Below are 23,942 nucleotides of genomic sequence, written 5' to 3' on the forward strand. Positions count from 1 at the left end.
TTCAGATCAGGCTACCCAACTGGAAGATCGGCAAGTACATCGCCACGACGAGGCCCCCCACCAGCAGCCCGAGGATCAGCACGATGGCCGGCTCAAGCAGCGTGGTCAACTGCTCCAGCGCCTGGCTCACCTGTTCTTCGTAATGCAGCGCGGCCTTGTCCAGCATCCGGTCGAGGGTACCGCTGGCTTCGCCCACCGCCACCAGCTGGCGCAACAGCGGCGGGAACAGCGCATCCGCCTCCATCGCCTGCTGCAGCCCCATGCCGCCGGCCACGTCCTGGCGCAACTTGAGGATCGCCCGCTCGTGCAGGCTGTCGCCACTCACCGGCGCCACCGTGGCCAGCGCATCCAGCAACGCCACCCCGGCGGCATACGAGGTCGCCAGACTACGGGCAAAGCGCGCCAACGCCGCCTGCCCGAGCAAGGCGCCCACCACCGGCACCCGTAACATCCCGCGCAATATCCACAGGCGCGCCGGCAGATGCCGCCGGTACAACGCCCGCATGCCGAACCCCAGTGCAGTTATCAACAGCACCAACCACCCGACGTGATTGCCCAGCCCTGTGGATAAATCGATCACCCACTGGGTGAACGCCGGCAGCGCCTTGTCGAAGCTGGCGAACAACCCCTGGAACCGCGGCACCACCTCCAGCAGCAACAATGCCGCCACCCCCAGCCCCGTGAGCAGCAACAGCGCCGGATACAGCATCGCCTTGCGCACCTTCTGCCGCAGCGCCTGACGTTTCTCCAGCATGGTCGCCATCTGTTCCAACTGCCGGTCCAGCGTGCCCGACTGCTCGCCCACCCGCACCAGGTTGCAGTACAGCGCATCGAACCACGCCGGATGGCGCTGCAAGGCATCCGCCAAACCCAACCCCGCCGCCACATCTTGTTGCAACCGTGCCAGCAACGCCGCCATGGCGCTGTTCACCGTGCTGCGCGCCATCACCTCGAACGCCTGCAACAGCGGCACCCCCGCCGTGAGCAAGGTCGCCAGCTGGCGGCTGAACCCCGGTGCATCCGCCTTGCCCGCCCGTTGCGGCCAGCGCCAGTGCAGCCCACCCGCCAGCCGCACCCGCGTCGCGCGAATCCCCTGCTGGCGCAACCACGCCTGCACGAACGCCGGGCTGCGGCCAGCGTGCTGGCCTTGCTGCGGCGTGCCGCTGGCATCGACGCCTTCCCAGGCGTACAGACGGGTGGAAGGAGGCATGGCGAGAGTCCTTTTGCACGGGGGCGAAAAGCCCGGTAACAGCTTGCCCGGCCTGCCGCCGGGCGCGTTTCCCTGTGGCTCACTAGAGTAGTCCAGCGAAGATGACGCCCCGACGCGCAGGGGTGACAAAAGGTGTCGGTTCAGGCCTACTGCGCGCCTGCCGGCCGGGGCGCGCCACGAAGCAAAGCGCCCGCCGCGCCTCCACGTATCACGAAGGAAGACCGTTCATGAAAGGGCAACGAGGTATCACCCTGATCGAACTGATGATCGTCGTCGCGATCATCGGCATCCTGGCGACCATCGCCATCCCCATGTACACCAACCACCAGGCCCGCGCCAAGGCTACCGCCGCGCTGCTGGAGATCTCCGCGCTGAAGACACCGATGGACGTGCGCCTGAACGACGGCAAGGACGTACCCGACGTCGCCAGCCTCGGCGGCCAGCCCGCCACCGCCCATTGCGCGATCACCGCCAGCGGCAAGGCCGCCGACGGCACCGCCAGCATCGCCTGCACCCTGGCCGACGCACCGGCCAATGTGCTGGGCAAGACCGTGACCCTGGCGCGTACCCAGGCAGGCTGGACTTGCGTGACCACGGTGGAGGAAGACCTCGCGCCCAATGGCTGCACGGTGCAATGAAAGTGAGGTGAAACAGGGGTTTGCGTAACCGACACGGCAGTGGTACGTTGCGCAACACGCCGGTGTAGCTCAGTCGGTAGAGCAGCGCACTCGTAACGCGAAGGTCGCAGGTTCGATTCCTGTCTCCGGCACCAGATATCAAGAAGGCTTGCAGCGATGCAGGCCTTTATTGTGCCTCGAAAAAGGCGATAGGCCCAGGGCAATCGAGTCGCCCGCTGAAACAAATTACCGAGTGCCGATGGTTTGACCTAACCAGGCAAATCTTCGAGGATGAGCACCGAGGACTGCAAACGCGCATTTTTGGGCATGGCTTGCCAGTAATTGGCCCCCCGAATCCGGCAGCAGTGAAGCTGGCACTCACTGACGTAGGGACAGTCGATAGGCCCCACCATATGGCCGTTGATTTGACTGGGTTCTGACCTTAAGGATCGTAGATCCGGAAACTAAAGAATCGCTGCGACTACAGCCTCACTGATATCCAAAGGCGACCCCACAAGGGTCGCCTTTTCTTTTGCCCAATCAATCATGATTTCACCGACTTTGGTTCCGCGTGGAGTGGGTTGGGGCGTCCAGGTCACTAGCGAGTAGTGGAATCCGAGTACGCGATCTCCTTCCCGCGGCTCTAGCGTCAGACGTCCCGTCTACCGTTCGCAACAGTGTGATGCGCTTTTTAGCCGCTAGAGGATGATTGGCGTCGTGGTAGATCTCGGTGCCCCTTGTCATGAGTGACGCGATCGCCTTTGCCCTGGTGATGCTGGCCGACTTTGACGTAAACCTTTTCCTCAGCGAAGTTGAGGGTCATGGCTGAAATCGGAGGGATCACGCCAAAGACGATGCCGCCCGTGGGGGCTCCACGAGGGCGGCTGGTTTCATCTTGAAAATGGGGGAGTGGGTGGTAACCACGGCGGTTCCTTTGCTTGCCGCTATAGTAAAGAAATTTGGGGAGAGGGCTCCTCAGAGAATATTTGCCGAGTATTTCCCTGTGGAGCTTCCTCGCCGTGTTCATTTGATCGGCCCATACGATCACTTGCCAGCGTTTTGCAGAGCGAGAAAATAAACCGCCCCCTCTATCCTATCCACTTTTTACTCCTAGGTACTTTAAGATTAATGATGAGTGGGACGGAAAATCGCTTTTCTTGATGAGCGAAAGGTAATTCGCCGTGGGGAACTGACGAGTGGGTGGTGGTGCATGCCTTAACAAGTGTAGTTTTTCTAGCATTTCTAGATTTGTAAACTACGCTTATATGATCCTGTAGGCTGGCCGACATCTTGCCTTTGCGGTGCAGTTCCGATAGTCACGCTACAGTGATCGAGAAATTGCCGTGATCTATATTATCGCAGAGGATAGGTAATGTACGACCAATCGTTCAATAGCGTTTCACTTGCTAAGATGCTGAGGAAAAGCGACTTTTTTGACTTGCCAAGACTGAAAAACATAACGTTCAAAGAGTCGGTTGTGAAAAGCTCCGTTAGTTGTGCTGATAATGGATTTCGGGGTATTGATTTTTTCGAAACCACGAAATTTAAGAAGAAGATAGTATGCAGGGTTTCTAACTTTCCATATGAGTTGGTGTTGCGGAAAATAGATAGGAACTTAAAGCGATCTATATTTGCCGCAGCGACAAGTCGTGACTCGATAATTGCCAATATTAAAAATATGCTTTCTGAAGGCGTGCAGTATCGAGTTTATAGGCTGGATATAAAGAGTTTTTACGAGTCATTCGAAGTCGATAATGTAATAGAAAAGTTGTCAAACATAAAAAAATTGAGTGCCCAGACAAAAAAAATGATAGTTGAACTGCTCGTGAGCTATAGGGGTAGTGGCGGATTAGGTCTTCCAAGAGGTCTGTCGCTTAGTGCCACTATTTCCGATTTCATGATGCGTTCAGTTGATGAATCTATGTCGCAGCATGCAGAGGTGTTCTACTACTCTAGATATGTGGATGACGTGATTATTATAACTAGTGGTAATGAAAATCCTAAAGTATTTATCAGGTCTTTGACAAGGCTGCTTCCAGTTGGGCTGCTGCTCAACAAACGCAAAGAGCAGATTTGCTTTGTGGCTGACTCAAAGGTGTTTAGAACGGGGGCGGGGAGTTGTAGTTCGCCAATGTTGTTGAGTTTTGAGTACTTGGGATATCTTTTCTCGGTGCACGATCCATTAGAAAAGGGTAGGTTTAGAGATGTGTATTTAGATATTGCTGATAGTAAGGTTAATAAAATTAAAACAAGGCTAACTCGAGCAATTATTAGCTATTGCAGTAATCGAGATTTCAATCTTCTGGAAACTAGGGTTAGGTTTCTGACAACAAATTTTAGTGTGTTGGATGTTAATAGGAGTAGCTATCGTTTAGCAGGGATCTATCATAACTACCATCGGGTTGATGCCTCGGTATCCAAAGCACTTCCAGCGCTTGACGAGTATTTGCGGCGGGCAACGCTGAGTAGTTATGGGAAAGTGTTTAATGAGTTTTTTATCCATACGAGTGCTGCGCAGAGAAGGAAATTGCTAAAGTATAGTTTTCTGAGAGGCTTTGAGGAGAAAACCTACACATATTTCTCCCCTCAGCAGTTCGGAAGAATACAGGAGTGCTGGAAATATGCCTGATATCAAAGCCAAACAGATAAGAAAGAGCGATTATTGCAGGGTTTTAGTAACTGAAACGATACCCTATGAGACTCCATTAATATTTTCCAATGACGGGTTCTATACTATTTGTAACTCTCCCGATCTAAAGTCAAAGTTGGCTTCGACTATTGTTGATCGCCTTGTTTATGGAACCGGCTGCAAAAAAACATTTACTATTCCTTATCAATACAAAATCCGGAAAAATTCTTCCGAGTTTAGGCGGCTCTCTGTTATACACCCAATATCTCAATGGAAATTGAAGGGCTTGTATGAGAACTATCAGCATTTGATATGCCATTACTGTGGGGTTAGTAAGTTTTCGATCCGTTCACCATATAAAGTGGCCAGCGTATTTTATTATAAAAACTCCTGGGAGAATGTTGGAAAGTATAAGCGCGGCACAGTGGATGATTTCCGTTCTGAGAAAAAAATAAAACATAGCTCGTCTTATTTTTCTTATAGAGGTTATGATCGGCTTTATAAATTTTTCAACTCGAAAATGTTTCTAGGGTTAGAGAAAGATTTTGGATTTCTTAAAACGTTGGATGTGTCAAAATGTTTTGATAGTATTTACACGCATTCACTAGCATGGGCTACAAAAGAAAAGCAGTTTGTTAAATCGAAATTGAAGTGTAATACGTTTGGGAATAGTTTTGACGAGATAGTTCGCGGTGCAAATTATAATGAAACTAATGGCATTGTAATTGGGCCGGAGTCAAGCCGAATTTTTGCGGAGATAATTTTTCAAAATATTGACTCGCAAGTCGAGGGGAAATTGTCAGATACTCCCTATAATTGGCGTTTAGGCGAACATTACTCTGTTAAAAGATACGTGGATGATGTTTTTATTTTTGCAAAAAAACCTTGAAGTGGCTAATAAGATTTATGAAATATATGCAGATACGTTAGCAAGATACAATCTGCATACTAATTCGTCTAAGAGTGCGATATATAAGCGACCATTTTTTACGTCCAAATCAAAAGTCGTTAGGGATGTGAATGTTAAGGTTAATGAATTTGTCGATAAGTTTCTAATAGAGAATCATAAGGAGGCTACTTTAGTCCCTAAGGAAGTGCATAGAGTTGATAGGTTGGTCCACAGTTTCATTGACTCGATAAAGTCGACATGCTCTTCAGAGCAGGTTGGTTATGATGAAGTATCATCATACTTAATTTCAGCGTTTTTCGAACGTGTGAAGAAGCTAATAAATGTCAAAAAAACTGCTGACGTTCATGAGAACTTGAATAAGTATAGAGATGCCATTGTTGTTTTCTTAGATGTTATGTTCTTCTTTTATTCTGTGGCACCATCGGTTAGCGCCTCGTATAAACTTTGTGCCTCAATAATACTGCTTTCCCGGTTTTCAGAAAAATACTTAGGGGCCTACGAGAGGACCATCAAACATAGAGTGCTTGACCTATCAATTGAATTGTTGGATGGGAACCTTGCTGGATCGGAATCAGATGTTGAGAATTTTATATTTCTTGAAGCTATAAATATAGTGCTAGCTATTAGTGACTTGGGTCGAGAGTACATGCTTCCGTTAAGTACAGTGGGAAAGATATTTTCAAACAAGGAGTCTTATTATAATCTCGTGGTGTCTCTTTTCTACATAAGGGATAGTCCTTGTTACGATTCTTTGCGTTCTCAGATATTAAGCCGGATAGATGTAGCGCTTCAAGACTTGTCTAATGTTCAGGTTAACACTGAGCAGGCCTGTTTAATGTTGGACGTTTTTTCATGTCCTTATATCGATAATAAACGCAAAAAAAAGCTCGCTGATAGGTTGTGCCAAAGTTTAGGTAGCCCAAAGCCGTCAAAGGAAGAGTTTGACGTTTTTTTGACCTTTTGTTCATCGAATTATTGGTTCGTGAACTGGCGTGAGGTAGATCTTTTGAACGCACTTGAGAGAAAAGAGTTGAGGCAGGTCTATTGAGTATGATAGGTTCCGATGTGGAAGGTAGCCAATATACCCTCCGCGCCTGCGGATATTTAGCTGGCGTTTTATACCTACCCTCTGAAACCAGCTTGACCTTATGGGCTCTTGCTTGCGGACGGTGGTAGGAGCATGACCCTACCACAGTTTGTTCATGTACACACTTATGGTTCATGTACACACTTAGGGTTGAGGCTACCTTTCTCTGAGTACCTCTGTGAGTCCTTGGCGGTCTGAAAGATGGCCGGCTTTTCTATAGTTTTGACTACGGTGAGCAAACTTGTAGTCTTTGATGTTTGCAAAGTTTGCGATGTCAGCGCAATTTTTGGCGTATCTAGCGTTTTTTAATGGGTTGTTTTTATCTTGGTTTAACTGTCGTCTGCTAGTTGATGTCTTCGTATATGTGCCGTTGCTCTGATTGATAAGAAATATGGAGTGCTAACTATTGATCCAGCGATCATTGCCTTCCAGCCACTTATTTCGAAGGCCTGGGTTACTAGGCTGCAACTCACTGAATACAGTCCTCCGTAGATCACAGCCTTGTAAATGTTCCCTGAAAGCAATAAGTTTGGGGATTCGAGCAGTCTATTAGCCAGTGCTCTATCAGAAATTAGCTCCCAGTTTCTAACGGCTTTGCTCATGCTGTATGAACAAAGTAAGCCGCATGCCATGTAAAGAAATATTATTGAAATGGCGAAGTTTTTTGCTGTTTTCACTTCAATGCCAATTATTGGGATGGAGTAAACAGTTTTCCCCATCTCACTAATCGCTACTAGGTAGGCCACAACTGATACGGTAACTCCTGAGAATAGAGCTTTTTGTGCGAGTTCAAGAGCCTTGTTGTAGAAGTCTTGTGATATATTGTCAAGTTGTGTTGTCATTTGTAAGTTTTGATATCGTATAGGTTTGCTTGATGGCAATCGTATAGTTCCCGCGATAAGGCATTAATTAAATATCGCTCAGTCTGTGGGGGCGCACAGAAAAATCTGACACTGATTGTAGCTGCTTTACCTCACATGTGGCTTGCATAGCTAAAAGAAGGGAGTTAAATTTCTCCCGTCGCGGCCAATTCCGCGACCGGGTTTGGCGACCCGACCGAAAAAGGCGCAACGGCGCCCCGATCACGATTGCAGGCGCTTTTTTTGTGTCCGCAGTTCCGTGTAATGGCGGCTGTGCGTGGGAGACCTTCGGGTCTGCCGGGTTCCTTTTCCTCGGTTCGCCAACCTGCGTACAGCTGCCACCCTATTCGTTTGGCGACGATGGTGTGGTGCTTTAACCGAAAAGGACCTCATGCATGCTCATCGCAAATCTGTACAGGATCCTCGCATCCGCTCTCCGCCGCCCAGTCCGTGCGGCCAGTCCATCCCCAACCTTCTACCCGATAGACAGCCAGTCCCTCGCCGAGCGCGCCAATCGCGAGGTGCGCCATGACTGACCATGAACGCATGTCTACCCTGCAAAGCTACGTCTGGACCCTCGAACTGCTAGGCGAGGCGCTGGTCCAGCATGACGAGGTGCTCGAGTGCGAGCACAACCCGCAGCTGAGCTTCCGCAACACGGCGGGCATTCACCAGGCGATCCGGATCATCAGCCGCTTGGCCAGCGAGCAGTTCGGCAAGCTGGAGGTGATGAAAGAAGAGGGTGTTTCTACAGGCTGATGCTGCGCATCATCGGGGCCGCTTTGCGGCCCTATTGCGGGGTGTGTCCTGAGCGGACTCCACTTGAACCATCGCCTCTTGCAAGAGCGTGCCCGGTCGGCAACGCATTGCTCGCCCGGTGTTCCATCACGACCGTATCAGCGCCTACCAGAACCACCCACCCCGAGCCAGTTCCTGCTCGCAACTCCGATACTGCGCCCCAAACACCGAAGCCCGCGCCTGCACCTTCTGCGACACGTTCTTCAGCCACGGCTTGGCGTCGTAACTACGGTTGCGGTAGCCGCCCCAGCCTTCGTGGTAGTTCAGGTACTGGCCATAGGCGTCCCACTTGGACACGCCATTCACCCGCTGGCTCTTCTGCATGTACCAGCCCATGAAATCGAGGGCGTCGGCGAAGTCGTCGCGGGCAGCGCCCCAGCCGCCGGCTTCGCGCTTGTAGTCGGCCCAGGTCTCGTCCTTGGCCTGGGCGTAGCCGTAGGCGGTGCTGACCCGGCCCCAGGGGATGAAGCCGAGGAAGTAATAGCGCGGCGGCAGGGCGTCGTGCTTGAACGATGACTCCTGGTACATCATCGCCATCGGCACCTGCACCGGGGCGCCCCAGCGCGCCTGCATCTTCAACGCCGCCTCGTGCCATTTCGGCTTCTCGCGGAAGATCTCGCAGAGGTTCTCGGGGTTGGCGGGAGGCTTGGTGGCACAGCCGGCTACAGCCAGGAGCAGGGCCGGCATGGTGAGCCGAAGCATGGAGGGGTTTCCTTGTGCGGACGTCGGGGGTCGCAGGGCGCTGACGCTTTATACATTCTTTTGAGACGCAGATGAATCATTGGCCATCATATGATGTCGAGCTGGGGCGGCATGACCAAACACGTCTGCTTATCTATCGTTTCGCCAGCTCTTTCTTCGAGAGAAAAATATGCCGATGCGCTGAATAGCCGGCGATGTCCCGCAAAATCCGCCCTCTTTCCACCCATATCGCGTATGGTGTCCACCAGTTCAACCCAAATCCACCGGTGCGCCCGTGACGTCGAGCCCCGCGCACTGCTACTTCATTGGCCGCCCCAACCCGCCGGCCAATCCAAGCCACCCGCCCCACGCCTCGACTATTCTCACCAGCAGCATGGACCGCTCGGCACTGCTCAGCACAACGTTGCACGACATCGGGATAGGTAATGACCCTGCAAAAGCGTAACAACGTGCACATCGCTGGCAACGGCAGTGCCACCTTGATCCTGTCTCACGGCTTCGGCTGCGATCAGTCGATGTGGCGCTGCCTGCTGCCTCATCTGGTCACGCGCTTTCGTGTGGTCACCTACGACCTGGTCGGTGCCGGCCAGTCAGACATTGCGGCCTACACGGCGGAGAAATATGCGTCGCTCTGGGGCTATGCCACGGACCTCAACGAGCTGATCGACGCTTATGCCGAGGGGCCGGTGATCGTGGTCGGGCACTCGGTGAGTGCGATGATCGGTGTGCTGGCGGAGCGTCAGCGGCCCGGGCGGCTTGCCGGGCTGGTGATGATCGGCGGCTCGCCCTGCTACATCGATTCGGCGGGGTACACCGGTGGCTTTGCGCCGGAGGAAATCCAGGCGCTGCTCACCACCCTTGATGACAACTACCTCGGCTGGTCCAGTTCCATGGCCCCGACGCTGATGGGCACGCCGGGGCAACCGTTACTGCAGGCGGAGCTGACCAGCAGTTTCTGCCGCACCGACGCGCAGATCGCCCGGCACTTTGCCCGGGTCATCTTCCTCTCCGACCATCGCCAGGAGGTCTGCGGCCTGCCAGTTCCGACGCTGATCGTGCAATGCACGGGCGACCCGGTGGTGCCGGTGGCCGTGGGCGAGTACCTGCACCGCGTGCTCCCCGACAGCCAGCTAAGCCTTATCGACAACATGGGCCATTACCCGCAGTTGAGTGCCCCGGGTGCCTGCGCGGCGGCGATGGATGCGTTCTTCGCTGGCCATGGATTCGGCCATGGATGACGCCGCCTTGTTGTTCGATGAGTCGTTGTTCGAGCACGCGCCGTGCGGGCTGGTCGTCATGGCCGCGGATGGCACCGTGCTGCGCTGCAACCAGACGTTCAGCCAGTGGCTGGGGCATGACCCGGCGGCGTTGCAGGCGCGCAGTTTCGATCAGTTGCTGACGGCTGCGGGGCGGGCGTTCCAGCTCACGCACTGGGGGCCGTTGATGAACCTGCAGGGCTCGGTGTCGGAGGTGAAGCTCGAGCTGCGTCACCGCGATGGGCACCTGCTGGCCATGCTGCTCAACGGGGTGCGGCGCGAAACCGCCGAGGGGGTGCGCTACCACCTGGCGCTGCTTGGCACCCGCGAGCGGGACCGCAACGAACGGGCGGCGCTGGTGGCCATGCAGCGCGCCGAAGAGCTGCTGGCGCAGAAGGTCAGCGCCGAGGCCGCCCTGCAACGGGCCCAGGCCGAACTTGCCGCTGCCTATGAAAACGCCGAGCGCCGCGCCATCCTCGCCGAGCAGATGGTCGCGGTCGCCAGCCATGACCTGAAGAACCCGATGACGGCCATCAAGATGGCGACCGAACTGCTCGAACGTGACGCCGACAGCGACCGGGCCCGGCGTTTGCTGGGCAGCATCGGCAGTGCCGCCGACCGGGCGCAGCGGATGATCGTCGACCTGCTGGACTTCGCTTCGGTCAGGCTAGGGCAGGGCATCCGCGTGACGCGTCAGCAGGTCGATTTGCGCCAGGCGGTGGACCAGTGTGTGAGCGAGCTCAGGGTGGCCTTTACTCAGGCCGGTATTCGTCATTATTCGCGCGGGCATGGCACCTTCGAGGTGGACCAGGACCGCTTGCAGCAGATGCTCGGCAACCTGGTCGCCAACAGCGTGGCCTATGGCGACCCGGGCTTGCCGATCACCGTGACCACCGACCTGACGAACGAAGGCGCGACCTTGAGCGTTCACAATCACGGGCCGGCCATTGCTGAAGCGGTGATCCCGACGCTGTTCGAGCCGATGACGCGAGGCAGCGAGCGCGAGGATCCGCTGCGCTCGGTGGGCTTGGGCTTGTTCATCGTCAAGCAGATTGCCGAGGCGCATGGCGGCAGGATCGGCATGCGTTCGGATGCGATCTATGGCACTACCTTCACCGTGTGGTTGCCGGCCAGGGGGGCTTTGTCTGGCACTGTTGCTGCCGTTGATGGGCGGGAACAGTAATCTGCCCCGTTCTTCCTACTCTTGCAGGGCTCATATACGGCGATTGGCAGCGTCATACACCTCGTCATCGCGCCTGGCGCCAATACAGAGCACCAGCACAACTTCTGTACCGTTGATGCGATAGACGATACGTATATCCCCCGTCCGTATTCGTCGGCATCCTGCAAGCGTACCCCTTAGTGGTTTGCCGAGTTTATCGGGCTCACCTTGAGCGATGCGCTCGCGTACGACTTTAAGGACCCGCTGAGTTTCGGCGCGGCCAAGTTACAGAAGATTGTCTTCCTGTTGGGATGAAACCTGACAGTCCAGATCATGTGCTTCTACCTGAAGCGAGTCTCCATCTCCTCCAGGCTCACGGTGTGTTTCTCATTGAGGCTGGGCAGGCGCTCGGTGGTGAGACGTTCGGCACGCAGGTCGGCGAGCTCGTCCAGCATGGCCTGGTAGGCTTGCACGCCCATCAGGACCGCAGCGGGTTCGTTGTCCTTGAATATGACCAGATGAGTGGCGTCTGTGCTGGTCACTTGTTTCAAGCGTGCGCCAAACTCCCGGGCCATGGTGGTGGTGGACACTGCCTGTTCAGCTCGGGTCAGTAGGCCGGTCATTTGGAGTTCCTCGGCGTCACATACGGTCAATTTGCGTATATCAATGCGCATATCTGTACGTATGACAAATAGCTGGTACGGATGGTGAAGACAGCTATGTGGACTTGCAGACTATTGTCCCGGTTTGGGCAGTGCTTGGCCTCATCGGGACGTTTGCGAGATGTATCTCGCGCCCTCAGAGCACCCTCATCGTGCCCTTGAGAGCGCCAGGGCTTTCGCCTTTGAAAGGCCTGATTTACTCGGTCAATCGTTCGGCCGCCTTGCGGTAAACCTGATCTCGCTCACGTTTGTCCACGGCGACCACAAACACCACGATTTGATGATCGATGACCTGATAGACCAATCGATATCCGCTGCTGCGCAGCTTGATCTTGTAGCAGTCCGGGAAGCCGTGCAGACGGTTCGCTTCGACCCTCGGGTTGAGCAACACGGTTGCCAGCTTCTTCTTTAGCTGTTGGCGAATGGTGTCGCCGAGCTTCTGCCATTCCTTGAGTGCGCGCGCATCGAAATCGAGGTTATAGGTCATCCAGCGTTACCCTCACCCTCTGCGGCGAGGCCAGGCGTTCGCGTACCGTGGCGAGCAGTGCTTCGTCCTCTTCGGTCATTAACACGGGTTTAAAAGGCAGTTGCCCGCGCTCAGCAACATATTGCAGCGCTTGGCGCATCAGCTCGGAGGGGGTTACACCCAGCTTTTCCAGCTCACGGTAGGCGCGTACCTTGAGGTCGTCGTCGATACGTACATTGATGGACGCCATTTTTGCAGTCTCTTTGTAATGACATTGGTCTGTACAATGAGGCAAAGCAGTTTGTTGGGCAAGGGTAGTAACGAGATTACCGACAAGCGTATTACTCGTTGAACTCCGGAGCGACGTCAGGCTGCAGGGAGGGCGATCTCGAGGTGCCCCCTTCGAACCACCCCGGCCACGAACTGCGCTGCCGGTTCTCCACCTGCACACAGGGAATCAGCCGCTCACGCAACACCTCGGTCCTGCCCACGCTCACCGCCAGCCGGTACTTGGCGCTGTGCACGCATTCCCTATCACCGAATTCGCAACGATCCAGGCTGGTGCCGCCGCACGGCCCGTTTGCCAGCCCCTTGGGGCAGGTCTCGGGGCAGATATACAGCGTGTCCTCCAGCCGGCAACTGCCACAGGTATCGCAGCCCACCATCGGCCGTTTGATACGCCGTTCCAGCTGGTGCAGCCACTGCGCTGCCGTGGGGCTGGCCCATAGCGGCCGGGTCACGGCCCAGCCGAAGGCCTTGCTCAAGGCGGTGGTGCGGCTGAACAGCTGATGGTGCATCGCCGACAACAGGTGATAGCGAACCTTTTCCTTGTTGGACGCGGTGATCTGCCGTTGGCCGAGGCGCCAGGCGTGTCCGGGTGGGTGGAAGGTGACTGGCGTCAGGCCAGGTGCCTGCCAGGCCGCTTCCCAGGCCAGGGTCCAGTCCTGCAGTGAGCTGAACTGCGCTTGCAGCATCTCGATGGCCTGCTCCAGCGCCTCGAACTGCGCCACCTCGTGGATGCCGGACAAGTGCACCCCGGCATAGCCCATTAATTTCAGGCCGATCACCTGCAAGGCCAGGCGCTGGTTGGCGCGCTCCTTGGCGTAGGTCTTGGAAACCGCAGCCTCGGCGGCCAGCAGTGCGCGCATCGATGGCGTGACGGTCACCCCGGCGACATGCTCGAGCATCCCGGCACGGCCCTCGGTCAGCGCCATGATGCAAGCCATCAGCGGCTTGGGGCGGGGCTGGCGCTGCATCCAGTCGAAGGCTTCCTGGTGTTTGTCGATATCGAAACCGAGTTGCAGGATGAACAGGTCGGCGCCGGCGGCGAGTTTCTTTTCAGCCTTGCTGTACTGCGCGCCGCCTTCGGCCTCCTGGTACTTGAACGGGTTGAGCGCGGCGGCCAGCAGCCAGTGCGGGCGGGCCTGGCGGACGATCTGCAGGGCGGCGACGGATTCCAGGTAGCGCACCGGGCGCTTGCCCGGGACGTGGCCGGGCAGGCGGTCGCCGGTGAGCAGCAGCAGCTGGTCGAGGCCGGCGGCGTCCATGCGTTGCAATTGCGCCAGCAGTTCGCGGCGCTCGCGGTCCTTGCCTGAGAAGTGCAGCAGGGTGGGGACGGGCTCGGCCAGGCTGTTGAAGGCGTCCAGCGGCGACATGTCCAGGGCGCTGCCGACGCGGTCGCCGATGGCCACGGTCAGCGGCCAGCCGCACAGCTGGGTGCGGGCCATGAGGGTGTCGAGGGTGGCGAAGCGCTCGGCGCTGGGCTTGGGCACGAACTCGAGGATGCAGGCGAAGGCGTTGGCGTCCAGGGTCGTTTTCAGCAGGCTCATGGGGTGTGGGCTACCGGGTTGAGGCAGGGTGGCAGTGTGCGACAGGTGGGCGGCTTTGGCATGTCTGAATGCGCGGGGGAATGTGTTGATTGAGACATATGGGCCCGAGCCGACGGCATCCAAAAGGCACTATGAACAAATCTTGAGTTCATCTCAAATTTAATGAGTTTGTCTCACATTAAACCTCAGCCCAGAATCTCCCTCATTCATTTTAAAAAGATCGAGGGACCACGACATGGCACTGGCACACAACCTGGGTTTCCCACGCATCGGCCGCGACCGTGAGTTGAAGAGAGCCCAGGAAGCGTTCTGGAAGGGCGAGCTGAACGAAGCCGGCCTGCGCGCCGTGGGCCGTGAGCTGCGTGCCGCCCACTGGCAGGTGCAGAAGGATGCCGGCATCGACCTGCTGCCGGTCGGCGACTTCGCCTGGTACGACCAGGTGCTGACCCACTCGCTGACCTTTGGCGTGATCCCCGAACGCTTCCGTGCCAAGGACGGTGCCAAGCCGACCCTGCAGACCCTGTTCGCCATGGCCCGAGGCGCCGTGGCGACGGACCGAAGCGATAGCTGCTGCGGTGGTGCCCACGCCCAGGAGATGACCAAGTGGTTCGACACCAACTACCACTACTTGGTCCCCGAGTTCAGCGCCGACCAGCAATTCTCCCTGAGCTGGGAGCAGCTGTTCGAAGAGGTCGAGGAGGCCAGGGCCCTGGGCCATGCGGTCAAGCCGGTAGTGATCGGCCCGTTGACCTACCTGTGGCTGGGCAAGGCCAAGGGCGCCGACTTCGACAAGCTCGACCTGCTCGACCGCCTGCTGCCGCTGTATGACCAGATCTTCAACCGCCTGGCGGTGCAGGGCGTGGAGTGGGTGCAGATCGACGAGCCGATCCTCGCCCTCGACCTGCCGCAGGACTGGAAGAACGCCTACGAGCGGGTCTACAACATCCTCCAGCGCGCCCCGCTGAAAAAACTGATCGCCACCTACTTCGGCGGCCTCGAAGACAACCTCGGCCTGGCCGCCAACCTGCCGGTCGATGGCCTGCACATCGACCTGGTGCGTGCCCCGGACCAGTACCCGACCATCCTCGACCGCCTGCCGGCTTACAAGGTGCTGTCGCTGGGCGTGGTCAACGGCCGCAACGTCTGGCGCTGCGACCTGGACAAGGCGCTGGAGGTGCTGCGCCATGCCCATGAGCGCCTGGGCGACCGCCTGTGGGTGGCGCCGTCGTGCTCGCTGCTGCACAGCCCGGTGGACCTGGCCCGTGAAGACCAGCTCGATGACGAACTGAAAAGCTGGCTGGCGTTCGCCGTGCAGAAGTGCCAGGAAGTGGCGTTGCTGGCCAAGGCACTGAACCAGCCCGAGGCCGACGAGGTGCTGGCGGCGCTGGCGCAGAGCCGCGCCGTGCAGCACAGCCGCGCCACCTCGCCACGGATTCACAAGCCGGCGGTGCAGGCCCGTGTCGCCGCGATCAAGCCAGCCGACAGCCAGCGCGCCACCGCTTTCGAGCAGCGTATCGCCAAGCAGCGCGCCGGGCTCAACCTGCCGGCGTTTCCGACCACCACCATCGGTTCGTTCCCGCAGACCGCGGCCATCCGTCTGGCGCGCCAGGCGTTCAAGCAGGGCACGCTGACCGAGGCCGACTATATCGAGGCCATGCACAGCGAGATTCGCCATGCGGTTGAGATCCAGGAAAATCTCGGCCTGGACGTGCTGGTGCATGGCGAGGCCGAGCGCAACGATATGGTCGAGTACTTTGCCGAACAGCTGGACGGCTACGTGTTCACCCGTTTCGGCTGGGTGCAGAGCTACGGTTCGCGTTGCGTGAAGCCGGCGGTGATCTTCGGTGACCTGAGCCGCCCGAAGGCGATGACCGTGGCCTGGATCACCTACGCCCAGGGCCTGACCCGCAAGGTGATGAAGGGCATGCTGACGGGCCCTGTGACCATGCTGATGTGGTCGTTCCCACGCGAGGACGTGAGCCGCGAGGTGCAGGCACGCCAGCTGGCACTGGCCATTCGTGACGAAGTGGTCGATCTGGAAGCCGCGGGCATCAAGATCGTGCAGATCGACGAAGCCGCTTTCCGCGAGGGCCTGCCGCTGCGCCGCAGTGCCTGGCCGCGCTACCTGGAGTGGGCCACCGAGGCGTTCCGCCTGTGTGCCTCGGGGGTGCGGGACGAGACGCAGATCCACACCCACATGTGCTACAGCGAGTTCAACGATGTGATCGAGTCGATCGCGGCGATGGATGCGGATGTGATCACCATCGAGACCTCGCGTTCGGACATGGAACTGCTGGAGGCGTTCGAGCAGTTCGCTTACCCGAACGAGATCGGCCCGGGCGTGTACGACATCCACTCGCCGCGGGTGCCTGCCAGGGAAGAGATGGTCAAGCTACTGCGCAAGGCCGCCCAGCGGATCCCGGCCGAGCGGTTGTGGGTGAACCCGGATTGCGGCTTGAAGACCCGTGGCTGGCCGGAGACCGAGGCGGCGTTGGTGAACATGGTCGCCGCTGCCCGCGAGTTGCGCGCTTCGGCCTGATAGTGGGGTTGGCAGGGCTTGCGCATGTTCCCCGGACTTCGGCTAGAGTGCCCGGACATTCCTGCCGAAGCCCTGCCATGAAGCCCATCCACCTCACCCTAATCTGCCACGCCCGCACCGAGGCGCAAAGGGTGGGGCGCTTCGCCCAGGATGGCGAGCCTTTGCTGGAATTGCCCTCGCTTGTGCCTGAACCGGCGGTCCGCTACCTCAGCGCACCTGAGCTGCGTGCCCGGCAAACAGCCGAGGGGCTGAGGGCGACGGTTGATGAGGGTCTGCGCGATTGCGACCTGGGCACCTGGAAAGGTCAGCCGCTCAAGTATCTGGATGAAGCCGCGTTGCAGGCGTGGCTGAGTGACCCCCATGCCACGCCTCACGGCGGCGAATCGCTGGCCGCGCTGTGCGAGCGTGTTGCCCATTGGATGGACAGCGCCCTGGGCGAGGGCGAATGGATCGCCGTCACCCACCCCTTCGTCATCCGCGCCGCAATGCTGCAGGCGCTGGGCGCGCCTGTGCAATCCTTCCACCGCATAGATGTGCAGCCCCTGGCCAATGTGCGTTTCAGCCATTACGGTCAGTGGCGGGTGCGACTGGCCTAGCGGCGCACCAACGCCGGCACGACACGAACGTAGACCAGCTCGCTGACCAGCTCCACCAGCGTCTGGGTAATCACCGCCGCTGCCGCCAATGCCCGGATCGACTCAGGCAGTGCCAACGCCAACGGCAGCACCACCAGCGAGTTGCGCGTGGCGGCGCTGAAGGTCACCGCCCGCGCCTCGCCTGTGGATAACCTGAACAGCCGCGCCACAAACCACCCGAGCAGCGGCGCCAGCAAAGCGAAGCCGACATACACCGGCAGCACCGGCAGCAGGTCGTCCAGCCGGCTGGCGACCACGCCGATCTGCGAGCCGATCACCGCGATCAGCACCAGGGCCATGGCCGGCACCGGCAGCCAGGCCCAGGCATCGTTCCACTTCGAAACCACTGTAGAGCGCCGCGCCCCGGCGCTGGTGGCGACGGCCAGCAGCAGTGGCAGCGCGATCAGCAGCACGAAGGCCTCGACAAATGGCGCCACGGAAATCTCCACATGGCCGGCGCCGCCGAGCATCAATGCCAGGTACAGCGGCAGCAGCGCCAGTTGCACCAGCAACAGCACGGGCGTGGCGGCCAGGGTTAGGCGCGCGTCGCCCTTGCCGAGGTGGGTGAACACCACCACATAGTCGATGCACGGCGTCAGCAGCACCAGCAGGGCGCCGACCAGCACGGCGGGGTGCTCGACCAGCCCGCGGGTTCCAGCCCAGACCAGCAGCGGCATCAGCACGAAGTTGGCCAGCAATAGCGCGCCCATGAAGCGCCGGTTGCCAAGCCCCGCGCGCAGGTCGAGGAAGGGGATCTGCAGGAACATCGCGTACATCAGCACGGCGATGGCCGGAGTCACCAGCGCTTCGAGCGCGCTGGCGACGCTGGGTGCGAGCAGGCCGAGCACGGCGGCCAGCGCCACGGCGATGAAGTACAGGGGGATCTGGTTTTGCTCGAGTTGCTCTCTGTTCACGGGCGGCCTGGCATTTCCGACTGAATTACTGGGACAGGCAGGGTACTATCCGGCGCAGTCCATAGGGAGTGATTCGATGCGAATTCTAGTGGTCGGTGCAAGCAAGGGATTGGGCCAGGCGCTGGTGCAGGGCTTGGGTGGGCATGGCGATACGCTGATTGGTGTGTCGCGTAGCAGGCCGGTGGCGTTGCCGGGCGCGGCGCAGTGGATCGAGGCCGACCTTGGCCAGCCGCGCCAGGCCGCGACGATCATCCATGAGGCGGTGGCCGACGGTGGGCTGGACGTGCTGGTGTACAACGTCGGCATCTGGGAGACGCGGGCCTTCGAGGAAGGCTACAGCTTCCTCGATGATGACGAGGCGCAGATCGAGCGCATGGTCGACACCAACATCACCGCGCCGCTGCTGCTGATCAAGCGCCTGCTGCCGCTGCTGCTGCAGAGTGCCCGACCCCGGATCATCCTCACCGGCTCCACCTCCGGCCTGCCGGGCAGTGGTCGCCCGGAGGTGACCTTCGGTGCCAGCAAGTTCGGCTTGCGCGGCATCGCCGAAAGCCTGCGCGAAGGCTTCCGCGAACAGGGCCTGGGGGTGAGTTGCCTGAACCTGGGCTACCTGAACACCGAGGATGGCCTGGACGTGCCGCTGGCCGAGGCCGAACGGCGTGGCGAGGGTTCGCTGATCCCGCTGCACGATGTGGTGCAGGTGTGCCGGATGATGCTGAATCTGTCGTCGGCCAGTTACGTGCGGGATATCACCTTGCCCGCCTTGCGCGACGAGCGCTTCTGAGATGCGCTCTGAACAACAGATCCAGACGCTGATCCACAATGACCCTGTGCGCTGGCGTTTGCTGGCGCTGGTACGTGATCTTGGCTTGCCGGATGCGTGGATCGGGGCGGGTTTCGTGCGCAACGCCGTGTGGGACTATCTGCATGGGCGGGCCATGACCGCGCCGCAAGGAGATGTGGACGTGCTGTGGTTTGACCGGGAGCGCAGCGACTCGGCCGAGGATGTGCGATTGGAAGCTCGGTTGCAGGCCTGGGCACCGGAGGTGCTGTGGTCGGTGAAGAACCAGGCGCGTATGCACTTGCGTCACGGCCAGGCGCCTTATGCGTCGACCCGTGATGCCATGTGTTACTGGGCCGAGACCGCCACGGCGGTAGCGGTGCGGCGCACGCAGGATGACCGGTGCGAGGTGCTGGCGCCGTTGGGGTTGGAGGATCTGTTCGGCATGGTCGTGCGTGCTACGCCGGGCAAGCGTGAGGCGATGGCCACGCGGATGCGGGAGAAGGATTGGTTGAGGTTGTGGCCGATGCTGCAGGTGGCTGAATAAGGCTTGCCTGTGCCGGCCCTCTCGCGGGTCAAGTCGCGAGAGGGCCTTCAGCTCAACGCTCGATCGCCAGCGCCACGCCCTGGCCGCCGCCGATGCACAGGGTCGCCAGCCCTTTCTTGGCATCGCGCTTGATCATCTCGTGCAGCAAGGTCACCAGCACCCGGCAGCCCGACGCGCCGATCGGGTGGCCCAGGGCAATGGCGCCGCCATTGACGTTGACCTTCGCCGCATCCCATTCCAGCTGCTTGCCCACCGCCAGCGCCTGGGCGGCGAAGGCTTCGTTGGCTTCGATCAGGTCCAGGTCGGCGAGCTGCCAGCCGGCCTTGTCCAGGCAGCGCTGGGTTGCCGACACCGGGCCGATGCCCATGATCGCCGGGTCCACGCCGGCGCTGGCGTAGGCGGCGACCTTGGCCAGTACCGGCAGGCCCAGGGCCTTGGCCTTGGCGGCGCTCATCAGCAGCACCGCGGCGGCGCCGTCGTTGAGGCTGGAGGCGTTGCCGGCGGTGACGCTGCCGTCCTTCTTGAACGCAGCGCGCAGTTTGCCCAGGGACTCGGCGGTGGTGCCGGGGCGTGGCTGCTCGTCGGTGTCGAACACCAGCGGCTCGCCTTTTTTCTGCGGGATGTGGATCGGGGTGATCTCGTCCTTGAAGCGGCCGGCCTCGATGGCGGCCACGGCCTTGCGCTGGGACTCGGCGGCGAAGGCGTCCTGCTGCTCGCGGCTCAGGCCGTACTTGTCCACCAGGTTCTCGGCGGTGATACCCATGTGGTAATCGTTGAAGGCGTCCCACAGGCCGTCGCTGATCATGCTGTCGACCAGCTGGCCGTGGCCCATGCGCTGGCCGGTGCGTGCCGAGGGCATCACATAGGGCGCCAGGCTCATGCTCTCCTGGCCACCGGCGATCACCACCTCGGCGTCGCCGCAGCGGATGGCCTGGGCGGCCAGGTGCAGGGCCTTGAGGCCCGAGCCGCAGACTTTGTTCAGGGTCAGGGCAGGCACTTCGTAGGGCAGGCCGGCCTTGACGGCGGCCTGGCGGGCGGGGTTCTGCCCGGCGCCGGCGGTGAGCACCTGGCCGAGAATCACTTCGTCGACCTGGGCCGGGTCCAGCTGGGTCTGGGCCAGCAGCTGGCGGATCACCGCGGCGCCCAGTTCCACGGCGGACACGTTGGCCAGTGCCCCCTGGAAGCTGCCGATGGCAGTGCGGGTGGCGGCGACGATGACGACTTCGTTCATTGTTGTTCTCCAGGATACGAGCGTGATCGTCACAGCATCCGCGCCTGGGGCTTATTTGAGAAGTTTGTTTTTCTTTGCCATTGATCCGAAATTCAAATGAATGATCTGGGTCGTGGCATGTTTTCTTTCGCTCAGAACCAGGCTTGGCCGCTCTCGTGAGCGTGGGGCCGCATGGCGGCCCTTTGCTGTTCAGCGCACGGTGCTGGCCTGGATCGCGGTCAAGGCGATGGTGTGCACGATGTCGTCCACCTGCGCTCCGCGCGGCAGGTCGTTGACCGGCTTGCGCAGCCCTTGCAGCATCGGCCCGAGGCTGACGCAGTCGGCGCTGCGCTGCACCGCCTTGTGCGTGGTGTTACCGGTGTTCAGGTCAGGGAACACGAACACCGTGGCGCGCCCGGCTACCGGGCTCGACGGCGCCAGCTGTCGGGCGATCTCGGGGTTGGCGGCGGCGTCGTACTGCAACGGGCCGTCGATCAGCAGGTCGTGCTCGGCCTGCTGCGCCAGGCGCGTGGCCTCGCGGACCTTCTCCACCTCTTCGTCGCTGGCCGCCGAGTCGCTGGAGTAGCTGAGCATCGCCACCCGTGGCGCGATGCCGAACGATTCGGCCGACTCGGCGCTCTGCCGGGCGATCTCGGCCAGCTCGGCGGCGCTGGGGTGCGGGTTCATCACGCAGTCGCCATAGACCAGCACCTGGTCGGGGAACAGCATGAAGAACACCGAGGACACCAGGCTGCTGCCTGGCGCGGTCTTGATCAGCTGCAAGGCCGGCCGGATGGTGTTGGCGGTGGAATGCACCAGGCCCGAGACCAGGCCGTCCACTTCACCGAGTGCCAGCATCATGGTGCCGATCACCACCGGGTCTTCCAGTTGCTGCTCGGCCATCGGCGCGTTGAGGTTCTTGCTCTTGCGCAGGTTCACCATGGGCTCGACATAGCGGCCACGGATCACCTCGGGGTCGAGCACCTCCAGGTCCGGCGGCAGGCTGATGCCCTGGGCGCGGGCCACGGCCTGCACTTCCTCGGGCTTGGCCAGCAGCACGCAACGGGCGATGCCCCGGGCCTGGCACAAGGCCGCGGCCTGCACCAGCAAGGGCTCGGCGCCCTCGGGCAAAACGATGCGCTTGTTGGCCTGCTGGGCGCGCTGGATCAACTGGTAGCGGAACACCGCCGGTGACAGGCGCAGCTCGCGTGGCGTGCCGCAGCGCTGGTGCAGCCAAGCGGCGTCCAGGTGGCTGGCGACGAAGTCGGTGATGAATTCGGCGCGCTCGCGGTCGTCCACCGGGATCTCGCGGTTCAGCGAGTTGAGCTGGTTGGCGGTGTCGTAGGAACCGGTGCTCACCGACAGGATCGGCAGGCCGGCCTGCAGGGCGCCGCGGCACAGTTCGAGGATGCGCGGGTCGGGCTTGCTGTCGCTGGTCAGCAGCAGGCCGGCCAGGGGCACGCCGTTGATCGCCGCCATGCACACGGCGAGGATGATGTCGTCGCGGTCGCCCGGCGTCACCACCAGGGTGCCGGAGGTCAGCAGCGGCACAGTGTTGGCCACGGTGCGGGCGCAGATGATGATCTTGCTCATGCGCCGCTGGTCATAGTCGCCGGGGTTGAGCACCTGGGCGCCGAGCAGCTCGGCCACGTCGCGGGTGCGCGGGGCGTTGAGCTCGGCCTGGTAGGGGATGCAGCCGAGCAGGCGGAAGTCGTTGCCGCGCAGCAGTGGCGAGTGCTCGCGCAGGCGCGTGGCGAAATCGGCCATGCTTTCGTCGGTGCGCACCTTGTTGAGGATCACCCCCAGCACCTTCGGGTCGCGCGGGCCACCGAACAGCTGGGCCTGCAGCTCGACGCGGCCGGACAGCTCGCTGAGCACTTCGTTTTCCGGCGCTGATACCAGGATCACCTCGGCGTCCAGGCTCTTGGCCAGGTGCAGGTTGACCCGGGCGGCATAGCTGGCGTGACGGGTCGGCACCATGCCCTCGACCACCACCACGTCCTTGCCGACGCAGGCCTGCTGGTACAGGCGGATGATCTGTTCGAGCAGTTCGTCGAGCTGGCCGTCACCAAGCATGCGCTCGACATGGCCCAGGCTCAGGGGCGTCGGCGGCTTGATGCCATGGGTGCGGGCGACCAGTTCGCTGGAGCGCTCCGGGCCGGTGTCGCCGGGGTGCGGCTGGGCGATCGGCTTGAAGAAGCCGACCTTGAGCCCGGCGCGCTCCAGGGTGCGCACCAGGCCCAGGCTGATGGAGGTCAGGCCGACGCCGAAGTCGGTCGGCGCGATGAAAAATGTCTGCATGCGTGCTTCTCGGAATAAGCGGTGCAAGGAGTTCAGCGGCCAAGGGTAGCGCTAACGGCACCCTGAGCGCACCAGCCGCAGGGGAATACCTGGCCGATGCGCCGGGCGCGTTCGTCGGCATCGAGCACCCAGGGCCGGGCCTGCCAGGGCGGCTGGTGGCGCAGATGCTGGGTGTGGCCGCAGGACAGCTCGACCACCCAGTGCCGCTCTTCGTCGAGGTGAAAGCCCGTGATCCGACTGATGGGCTGCTGTTGGTCCGCGCCGGGTTCGCAATCGGCCGATGCGTTGGTTACACTTGTTCGTTCTATATTCTTTTGCAAAAGGTCTTGCCCCATGCTGATCGCCGCCAACAAGGCTGTCTCCATCGACTATACCCTCACCAACGACGCTGGTGAGGTCATCGACAGCTCCGCCGGTGGTGCGCCGCTGGTCTACCTGCACGGTGCCGGCAACATCATCCCGGGCCTGGAAAAAGCCCTGGAAGGCAAGCAGGCCGGTGAGGAACTGACCGTTGCCATCGAACCCGAAGAAGCCTACGGCGAATACTCCGCCGAGCTGGTCAGCACCCTGAGCAGCAAGATGTTCGAAGGCGTCGACCAACTGGAAGTCGGCATGCAGTTCCACGCCTCGGCGCCGGACGGCCAGATGCAGATCGTCACCATCCGCGACATCGACGGCGACGACGTGACTGTCGACGGCAACCACCCGCTGGCTGGCCAGCGCCTGAACTTCAAGGTCAAGGTTGTCGACGTGCGTGACGCCAGCGAAGAAGAAATCGCTCACCGTCACATCCACGGTGAAGGTGGCCATCACCACTGATTTTCTGC

At 60.0% G+C, this 23,942-nt stretch carries 24 protein-coding genes and 1 tRNA gene; 13 read left to right on the top strand and 12 right to left on the bottom strand.

Annotation, left to right across the window (positions count from 1 at the left end; all coding sequences use genetic code 11):
• Nucleotide 1 precedes the first annotated feature (1 nt).
• Entirely contained in the window at nt 2-1,210 is a 1,209-nt protein-coding gene (locus ACODS9_RS03220; RefSeq protein ID WP_489093206.1) for a type II secretion system F family protein, read from the bottom strand.
• Between the two features lie 227 nt (nt 1,211-1,437).
• On the opposite strand from ACODS9_RS03220, the gene ACODS9_RS03225 reads away from it, so the two are divergent.
• The 5 genes from ACODS9_RS03225 to ACODS9_RS03245 all read left to right on the top strand — a co-directional run bounded on the left by ACODS9_RS03225 (nt 1,438) and on the right by ACODS9_RS03245 (nt 6,414).
• A complete protein-coding gene (locus ACODS9_RS03225) occupies nt 1,438-1,848 on the top strand; it encodes a pilin (RefSeq protein WP_102682141.1) in 411 nt (136 codons plus the stop codon).
• 58 nt (nt 1,849-1,906) lie between these two features.
• Nucleotides 1,907-1,982 (top strand) — tRNA-Thr (locus ACODS9_RS03230).
• 1,217 nt (nt 1,983-3,199) lie between these two features.
• On the top strand, nt 3,200-4,456 hold the full coding sequence (drt3a, locus tag ACODS9_RS03235) for an antiviral reverse transcriptase Drt3a (RefSeq protein WP_489093207.1): 1,257 nt from the start codon (nt 3,200-3,202) through the stop codon (nt 4,454-4,456).
• Nucleotides 4,449-5,345 (top strand): antiviral reverse transcriptase Drt3b, encoded by an 897-nt coding sequence (gene drt3b / locus ACODS9_RS03240; RefSeq protein ID WP_489093208.1) that lies wholly within the window; start codon nt 4,449-4,451, stop codon nt 5,343-5,345. Before drt3a ends, drt3b begins: the two co-directional genes overlap by 8 nt.
• On the top strand, nt 5,314-6,414 hold the full coding sequence (locus ACODS9_RS03245) for a hypothetical protein (RefSeq protein ID WP_489093209.1): 1,101 nt from the start codon (nt 5,314-5,316) through the stop codon (nt 6,412-6,414). The genes drt3b and ACODS9_RS03245 overlap by 32 nt, the downstream gene beginning before the upstream one ends.
• Nucleotides 6,415-6,782: 368 nt before the next feature.
• Here ACODS9_RS03245 and ACODS9_RS03250 read toward each other — a convergent pair whose 3' ends face one another.
• Complete coding sequence (locus ACODS9_RS03250; RefSeq protein WP_489093210.1) at nt 6,783-7,295, bottom strand: hypothetical protein; 513 nt, start codon at nt 7,293-7,295, stop codon at nt 6,783-6,785.
• A gap of 546 nt (nt 7,296-7,841) precedes the next feature.
• On the opposite strand from ACODS9_RS03250, the gene ACODS9_RS03255 reads away from it, so the two are divergent.
• On the top strand, nt 7,842-8,072 hold the full coding sequence (locus ACODS9_RS03255) for a hypothetical protein (protein WP_046854186.1): 231 nt from the start codon (nt 7,842-7,844) through the stop codon (nt 8,070-8,072).
• Nucleotides 8,073-8,216: 144 nt separating this feature from the next.
• On the opposite strand, the gene ACODS9_RS03260 is transcribed toward ACODS9_RS03255, so the two are convergent.
• Nucleotides 8,217-8,813, bottom strand: a complete 597-nt coding sequence (locus tag ACODS9_RS03260; RefSeq protein ID WP_046854187.1) for a transglycosylase SLT domain-containing protein — start codon at nt 8,811-8,813, stop codon at nt 8,217-8,219.
• Between the two features lie 425 nt (nt 8,814-9,238).
• On the opposite strand from ACODS9_RS03260, the gene ACODS9_RS03265 reads away from it, so the two are divergent.
• Nucleotides 9,239-10,051 carry an alpha/beta fold hydrolase gene (locus ACODS9_RS03265; protein ID WP_489093211.1) on the top strand — a complete coding sequence of 271 codons (813 nt, stop codon included), beginning with the start codon at nt 9,239-9,241 and terminating at the stop codon, nt 10,049-10,051.
• Nucleotides 10,014-11,252: a PAS domain-containing sensor histidine kinase gene (locus tag ACODS9_RS03270; protein WP_489093212.1), complete on the top strand. Its 1,239-nt coding sequence runs from the start codon at nt 10,014-10,016 to the stop codon at nt 11,250-11,252. The genes ACODS9_RS03265 and ACODS9_RS03270 overlap by 38 nt, the downstream gene beginning before the upstream one ends.
• Before the next feature lie 30 nt (nt 11,253-11,282).
• Here ACODS9_RS03270 and ACODS9_RS03275 read toward each other — a convergent pair whose 3' ends face one another.
• The 5 genes from ACODS9_RS03275 to ACODS9_RS03295 all read right to left on the bottom strand — a co-directional run bounded on the left by ACODS9_RS03275 (nt 11,283) and on the right by ACODS9_RS03295 (nt 14,188).
• Nucleotides 11,283-11,468, bottom strand: a complete 186-nt coding sequence (locus ACODS9_RS03275) for a type II toxin-antitoxin system RelE family toxin (protein WP_489093253.1) — start codon at nt 11,466-11,468, stop codon at nt 11,283-11,285.
• Between the two features lie 104 nt (nt 11,469-11,572).
• Nucleotides 11,573-11,854 (bottom strand): type II toxin-antitoxin system Phd/YefM family antitoxin, encoded by a 282-nt coding sequence (locus ACODS9_RS03280; RefSeq protein ID WP_401106632.1) that lies wholly within the window; start codon nt 11,852-11,854, stop codon nt 11,573-11,575.
• 235 nt (nt 11,855-12,089) lie between these two features.
• Complete coding sequence (locus ACODS9_RS03285; protein WP_023629498.1) at nt 12,090-12,380, bottom strand: type II toxin-antitoxin system RelE family toxin; 291 nt, start codon at nt 12,378-12,380, stop codon at nt 12,090-12,092.
• A complete protein-coding gene (locus ACODS9_RS03290; RefSeq protein WP_094011752.1) occupies nt 12,370-12,609 on the bottom strand; it encodes a type II toxin-antitoxin system RelB/DinJ family antitoxin in 240 nt (79 codons plus the stop codon). The genes ACODS9_RS03285 and ACODS9_RS03290 overlap by 11 nt, the downstream gene beginning before the upstream one ends.
• A gap of 91 nt (nt 12,610-12,700) precedes the next feature.
• Nucleotides 12,701-14,188 (bottom strand): methylenetetrahydrofolate reductase C-terminal domain-containing protein, encoded by a 1,488-nt coding sequence (locus tag ACODS9_RS03295; protein ID WP_489093213.1) that lies wholly within the window; start codon nt 14,186-14,188, stop codon nt 12,701-12,703.
• A 235-nt stretch (nt 14,189-14,423) separates the two neighbouring features.
• On the opposite strand from ACODS9_RS03295, the gene metE reads away from it, so the two are divergent.
• Both metE and ACODS9_RS03305 read left to right on the top strand, forming a co-directional pair.
• Nucleotides 14,424-16,727 (top strand): 5-methyltetrahydropteroyltriglutamate--homocysteine S-methyltransferase, encoded by a 2,304-nt coding sequence (metE, locus tag ACODS9_RS03300; RefSeq protein ID WP_489093214.1) that lies wholly within the window; start codon nt 14,424-14,426, stop codon nt 16,725-16,727.
• 77 nt (nt 16,728-16,804) lie between these two features.
• A complete protein-coding gene (locus ACODS9_RS03305) occupies nt 16,805-17,323 on the top strand; it encodes a histidine phosphatase family protein (protein ID WP_489093215.1) in 519 nt (172 codons plus the stop codon).
• Here the strand turns inward: ACODS9_RS03305 and ACODS9_RS03310 are convergent.
• A complete protein-coding gene (locus tag ACODS9_RS03310; RefSeq protein WP_489093216.1) occupies nt 17,320-18,276 on the bottom strand; it encodes an arsenic resistance protein in 957 nt (318 codons plus the stop codon). The two genes, ACODS9_RS03305 and ACODS9_RS03310, sit on opposite strands and share 4 nt — an antisense overlap.
• 76 nt (nt 18,277-18,352) lie before the next feature.
• Between ACODS9_RS03310 and ACODS9_RS03315 the strand changes: the two genes are divergently transcribed.
• On the top strand, nt 18,353-19,060 hold the full coding sequence (locus ACODS9_RS03315; protein WP_046854196.1) for an SDR family oxidoreductase: 708 nt from the start codon (nt 18,353-18,355) through the stop codon (nt 19,058-19,060).
• Between the two features lies 1 nt (nt 19,061).
• Nucleotides 19,062-19,604: a nucleotidyltransferase family protein gene (locus tag ACODS9_RS03320; RefSeq protein ID WP_489093217.1), complete on the top strand. Its 543-nt coding sequence runs from the start codon at nt 19,062-19,064 to the stop codon at nt 19,602-19,604.
• 52 nt (nt 19,605-19,656) lie between these two features.
• Here ACODS9_RS03320 and ACODS9_RS03325 read toward each other — a convergent pair whose 3' ends face one another.
• The 3 genes from ACODS9_RS03325 to ACODS9_RS03335 all read right to left on the bottom strand — a co-directional run bounded on the left by ACODS9_RS03325 (nt 19,657) and on the right by ACODS9_RS03335 (nt 23,450).
• Nucleotides 19,657-20,835, bottom strand: a complete 1,179-nt coding sequence (locus tag ACODS9_RS03325; RefSeq protein ID WP_401106648.1) for an acetyl-CoA C-acetyltransferase — start codon at nt 20,833-20,835, stop codon at nt 19,657-19,659.
• 189 nt (nt 20,836-21,024) lie between these two features.
• Complete coding sequence (gene pta, locus ACODS9_RS03330) at nt 21,025-23,115, bottom strand: phosphate acetyltransferase (RefSeq protein WP_038706799.1); 2,091 nt, start codon at nt 23,113-23,115, stop codon at nt 21,025-21,027.
• A 32-nt stretch (nt 23,116-23,147) separates the two neighbouring features.
• Nucleotides 23,148-23,450 carry a DUF3565 domain-containing protein gene (locus ACODS9_RS03335; RefSeq protein ID WP_094011780.1) on the bottom strand — a complete coding sequence of 101 codons (303 nt, stop codon included), beginning with the start codon at nt 23,448-23,450 and terminating at the stop codon, nt 23,148-23,150.
• Here ACODS9_RS03335 and ACODS9_RS03340 point away from each other — a divergent pair.
• Nucleotides 23,449-23,934, top strand: coding sequence for an FKBP-type peptidyl-prolyl cis-trans isomerase (locus ACODS9_RS03340; RefSeq protein WP_046854201.1), 486 nt, complete (start codon nt 23,449-23,451; stop codon nt 23,932-23,934). The two genes, ACODS9_RS03335 and ACODS9_RS03340, sit on opposite strands and share 2 nt — an antisense overlap.
• The last annotated feature ends 8 nt before the right edge of the window (nt 23,935-23,942 follow it).

The organism is Pseudomonas sp. FG36 (assembly GCF_057809275.1).

Bases quoted from the DNA above. Each gene is read 5' to 3' on its own strand.
- ACODS9_RS03280 (WP_401106632.1), bottom strand. From the start codon at position 11,854: ATGACCGGCCTACTGACCCGAGCTGAACAGGCAGTGTCCACCACCACC.
- ACODS9_RS03260 (WP_046854187.1), bottom strand. From the start codon at position 8,813: ATGCTTCGGCTCACCATGCCGGCCCTGCTCCTGGCTGTAGCCGGCTGT.
- ACODS9_RS03315 (WP_046854196.1), top strand. From the start codon at position 18,353: ATGCGAATTCTAGTGGTCGGTGCAAGCAAGGGATTGGGCCAGGCGCTG.
- ACODS9_RS03270 (WP_489093212.1), top strand. From the start codon at position 10,014: ATGCGTTCTTCGCTGGCCATGGATTCGGCCATGGATGACGCCGCCTTG.
- drt3b (WP_489093208.1), top strand. From the start codon at position 4,449: ATGCCTGATATCAAAGCCAAACAGATAAGAAAGAGCGATTATTGCAGG.
- ACODS9_RS03340 (WP_046854201.1), top strand. From the start codon at position 23,449: ATGCTGATCGCCGCCAACAAGGCTGTCTCCATCGACTATACCCTCACC.
- ACODS9_RS03290 (WP_094011752.1), bottom strand. From the start codon at position 12,609: ATGGCGTCCATCAATGTACGTATCGACGACGACCTCAAGGTACGCGCC.
- ACODS9_RS03325 (WP_401106648.1), bottom strand. From the start codon at position 20,835: ATGAACGAAGTCGTCATCGTCGCCGCCACCCGCACTGCCATCGGCAGC.
- ACODS9_RS03220 (WP_489093206.1), bottom strand. From the start codon at position 1,210: ATGCCTCCTTCCACCCGTCTGTACGCCTGGGAAGGCGTCGATGCCAGC.
- ACODS9_RS03320 (WP_489093217.1), top strand. From the start codon at position 19,062: ATGCGCTCTGAACAACAGATCCAGACGCTGATCCACAATGACCCTGTG.
- pta (WP_038706799.1), bottom strand. From the start codon at position 23,115: ATGCAGACATTTTTCATCGCGCCGACCGACTTCGGCGTCGGCCTGACC.
- ACODS9_RS03265 (WP_489093211.1), top strand. From the start codon at position 9,239: ATGACCCTGCAAAAGCGTAACAACGTGCACATCGCTGGCAACGGCAGT.
- drt3a (WP_489093207.1), top strand. From the start codon at position 3,200: ATGTACGACCAATCGTTCAATAGCGTTTCACTTGCTAAGATGCTGAGG.
- ACODS9_RS03255 (WP_046854186.1), top strand. From the start codon at position 7,842: ATGACTGACCATGAACGCATGTCTACCCTGCAAAGCTACGTCTGGACC.
- ACODS9_RS03250 (WP_489093210.1), bottom strand. From the start codon at position 7,295: ATGACAACACAACTTGACAATATATCACAAGACTTCTACAACAAGGCT.
- ACODS9_RS03305 (WP_489093215.1), top strand. From the start codon at position 16,805: ATGAAGCCCATCCACCTCACCCTAATCTGCCACGCCCGCACCGAGGCG.
- ACODS9_RS03225 (WP_102682141.1), top strand. From the start codon at position 1,438: ATGAAAGGGCAACGAGGTATCACCCTGATCGAACTGATGATCGTCGTC.
- ACODS9_RS03285 (WP_023629498.1), bottom strand. From the start codon at position 12,380: ATGACCTATAACCTCGATTTCGATGCGCGCGCACTCAAGGAATGGCAG.
- ACODS9_RS03335 (WP_094011780.1), bottom strand. From the start codon at position 23,450: ATGGGGCAAGACCTTTTGCAAAAGAATATAGAACGAACAAGTGTAACC.
- ACODS9_RS03295 (WP_489093213.1), bottom strand. From the start codon at position 14,188: ATGAGCCTGCTGAAAACGACCCTGGACGCCAACGCCTTCGCCTGCATC.
- ACODS9_RS03245 (WP_489093209.1), top strand. From the start codon at position 5,314: ATGATGTTTTTATTTTTGCAAAAAAACCTTGAAGTGGCTAATAAGATT.
- metE (WP_489093214.1), top strand. From the start codon at position 14,424: ATGGCACTGGCACACAACCTGGGTTTCCCACGCATCGGCCGCGACCGT.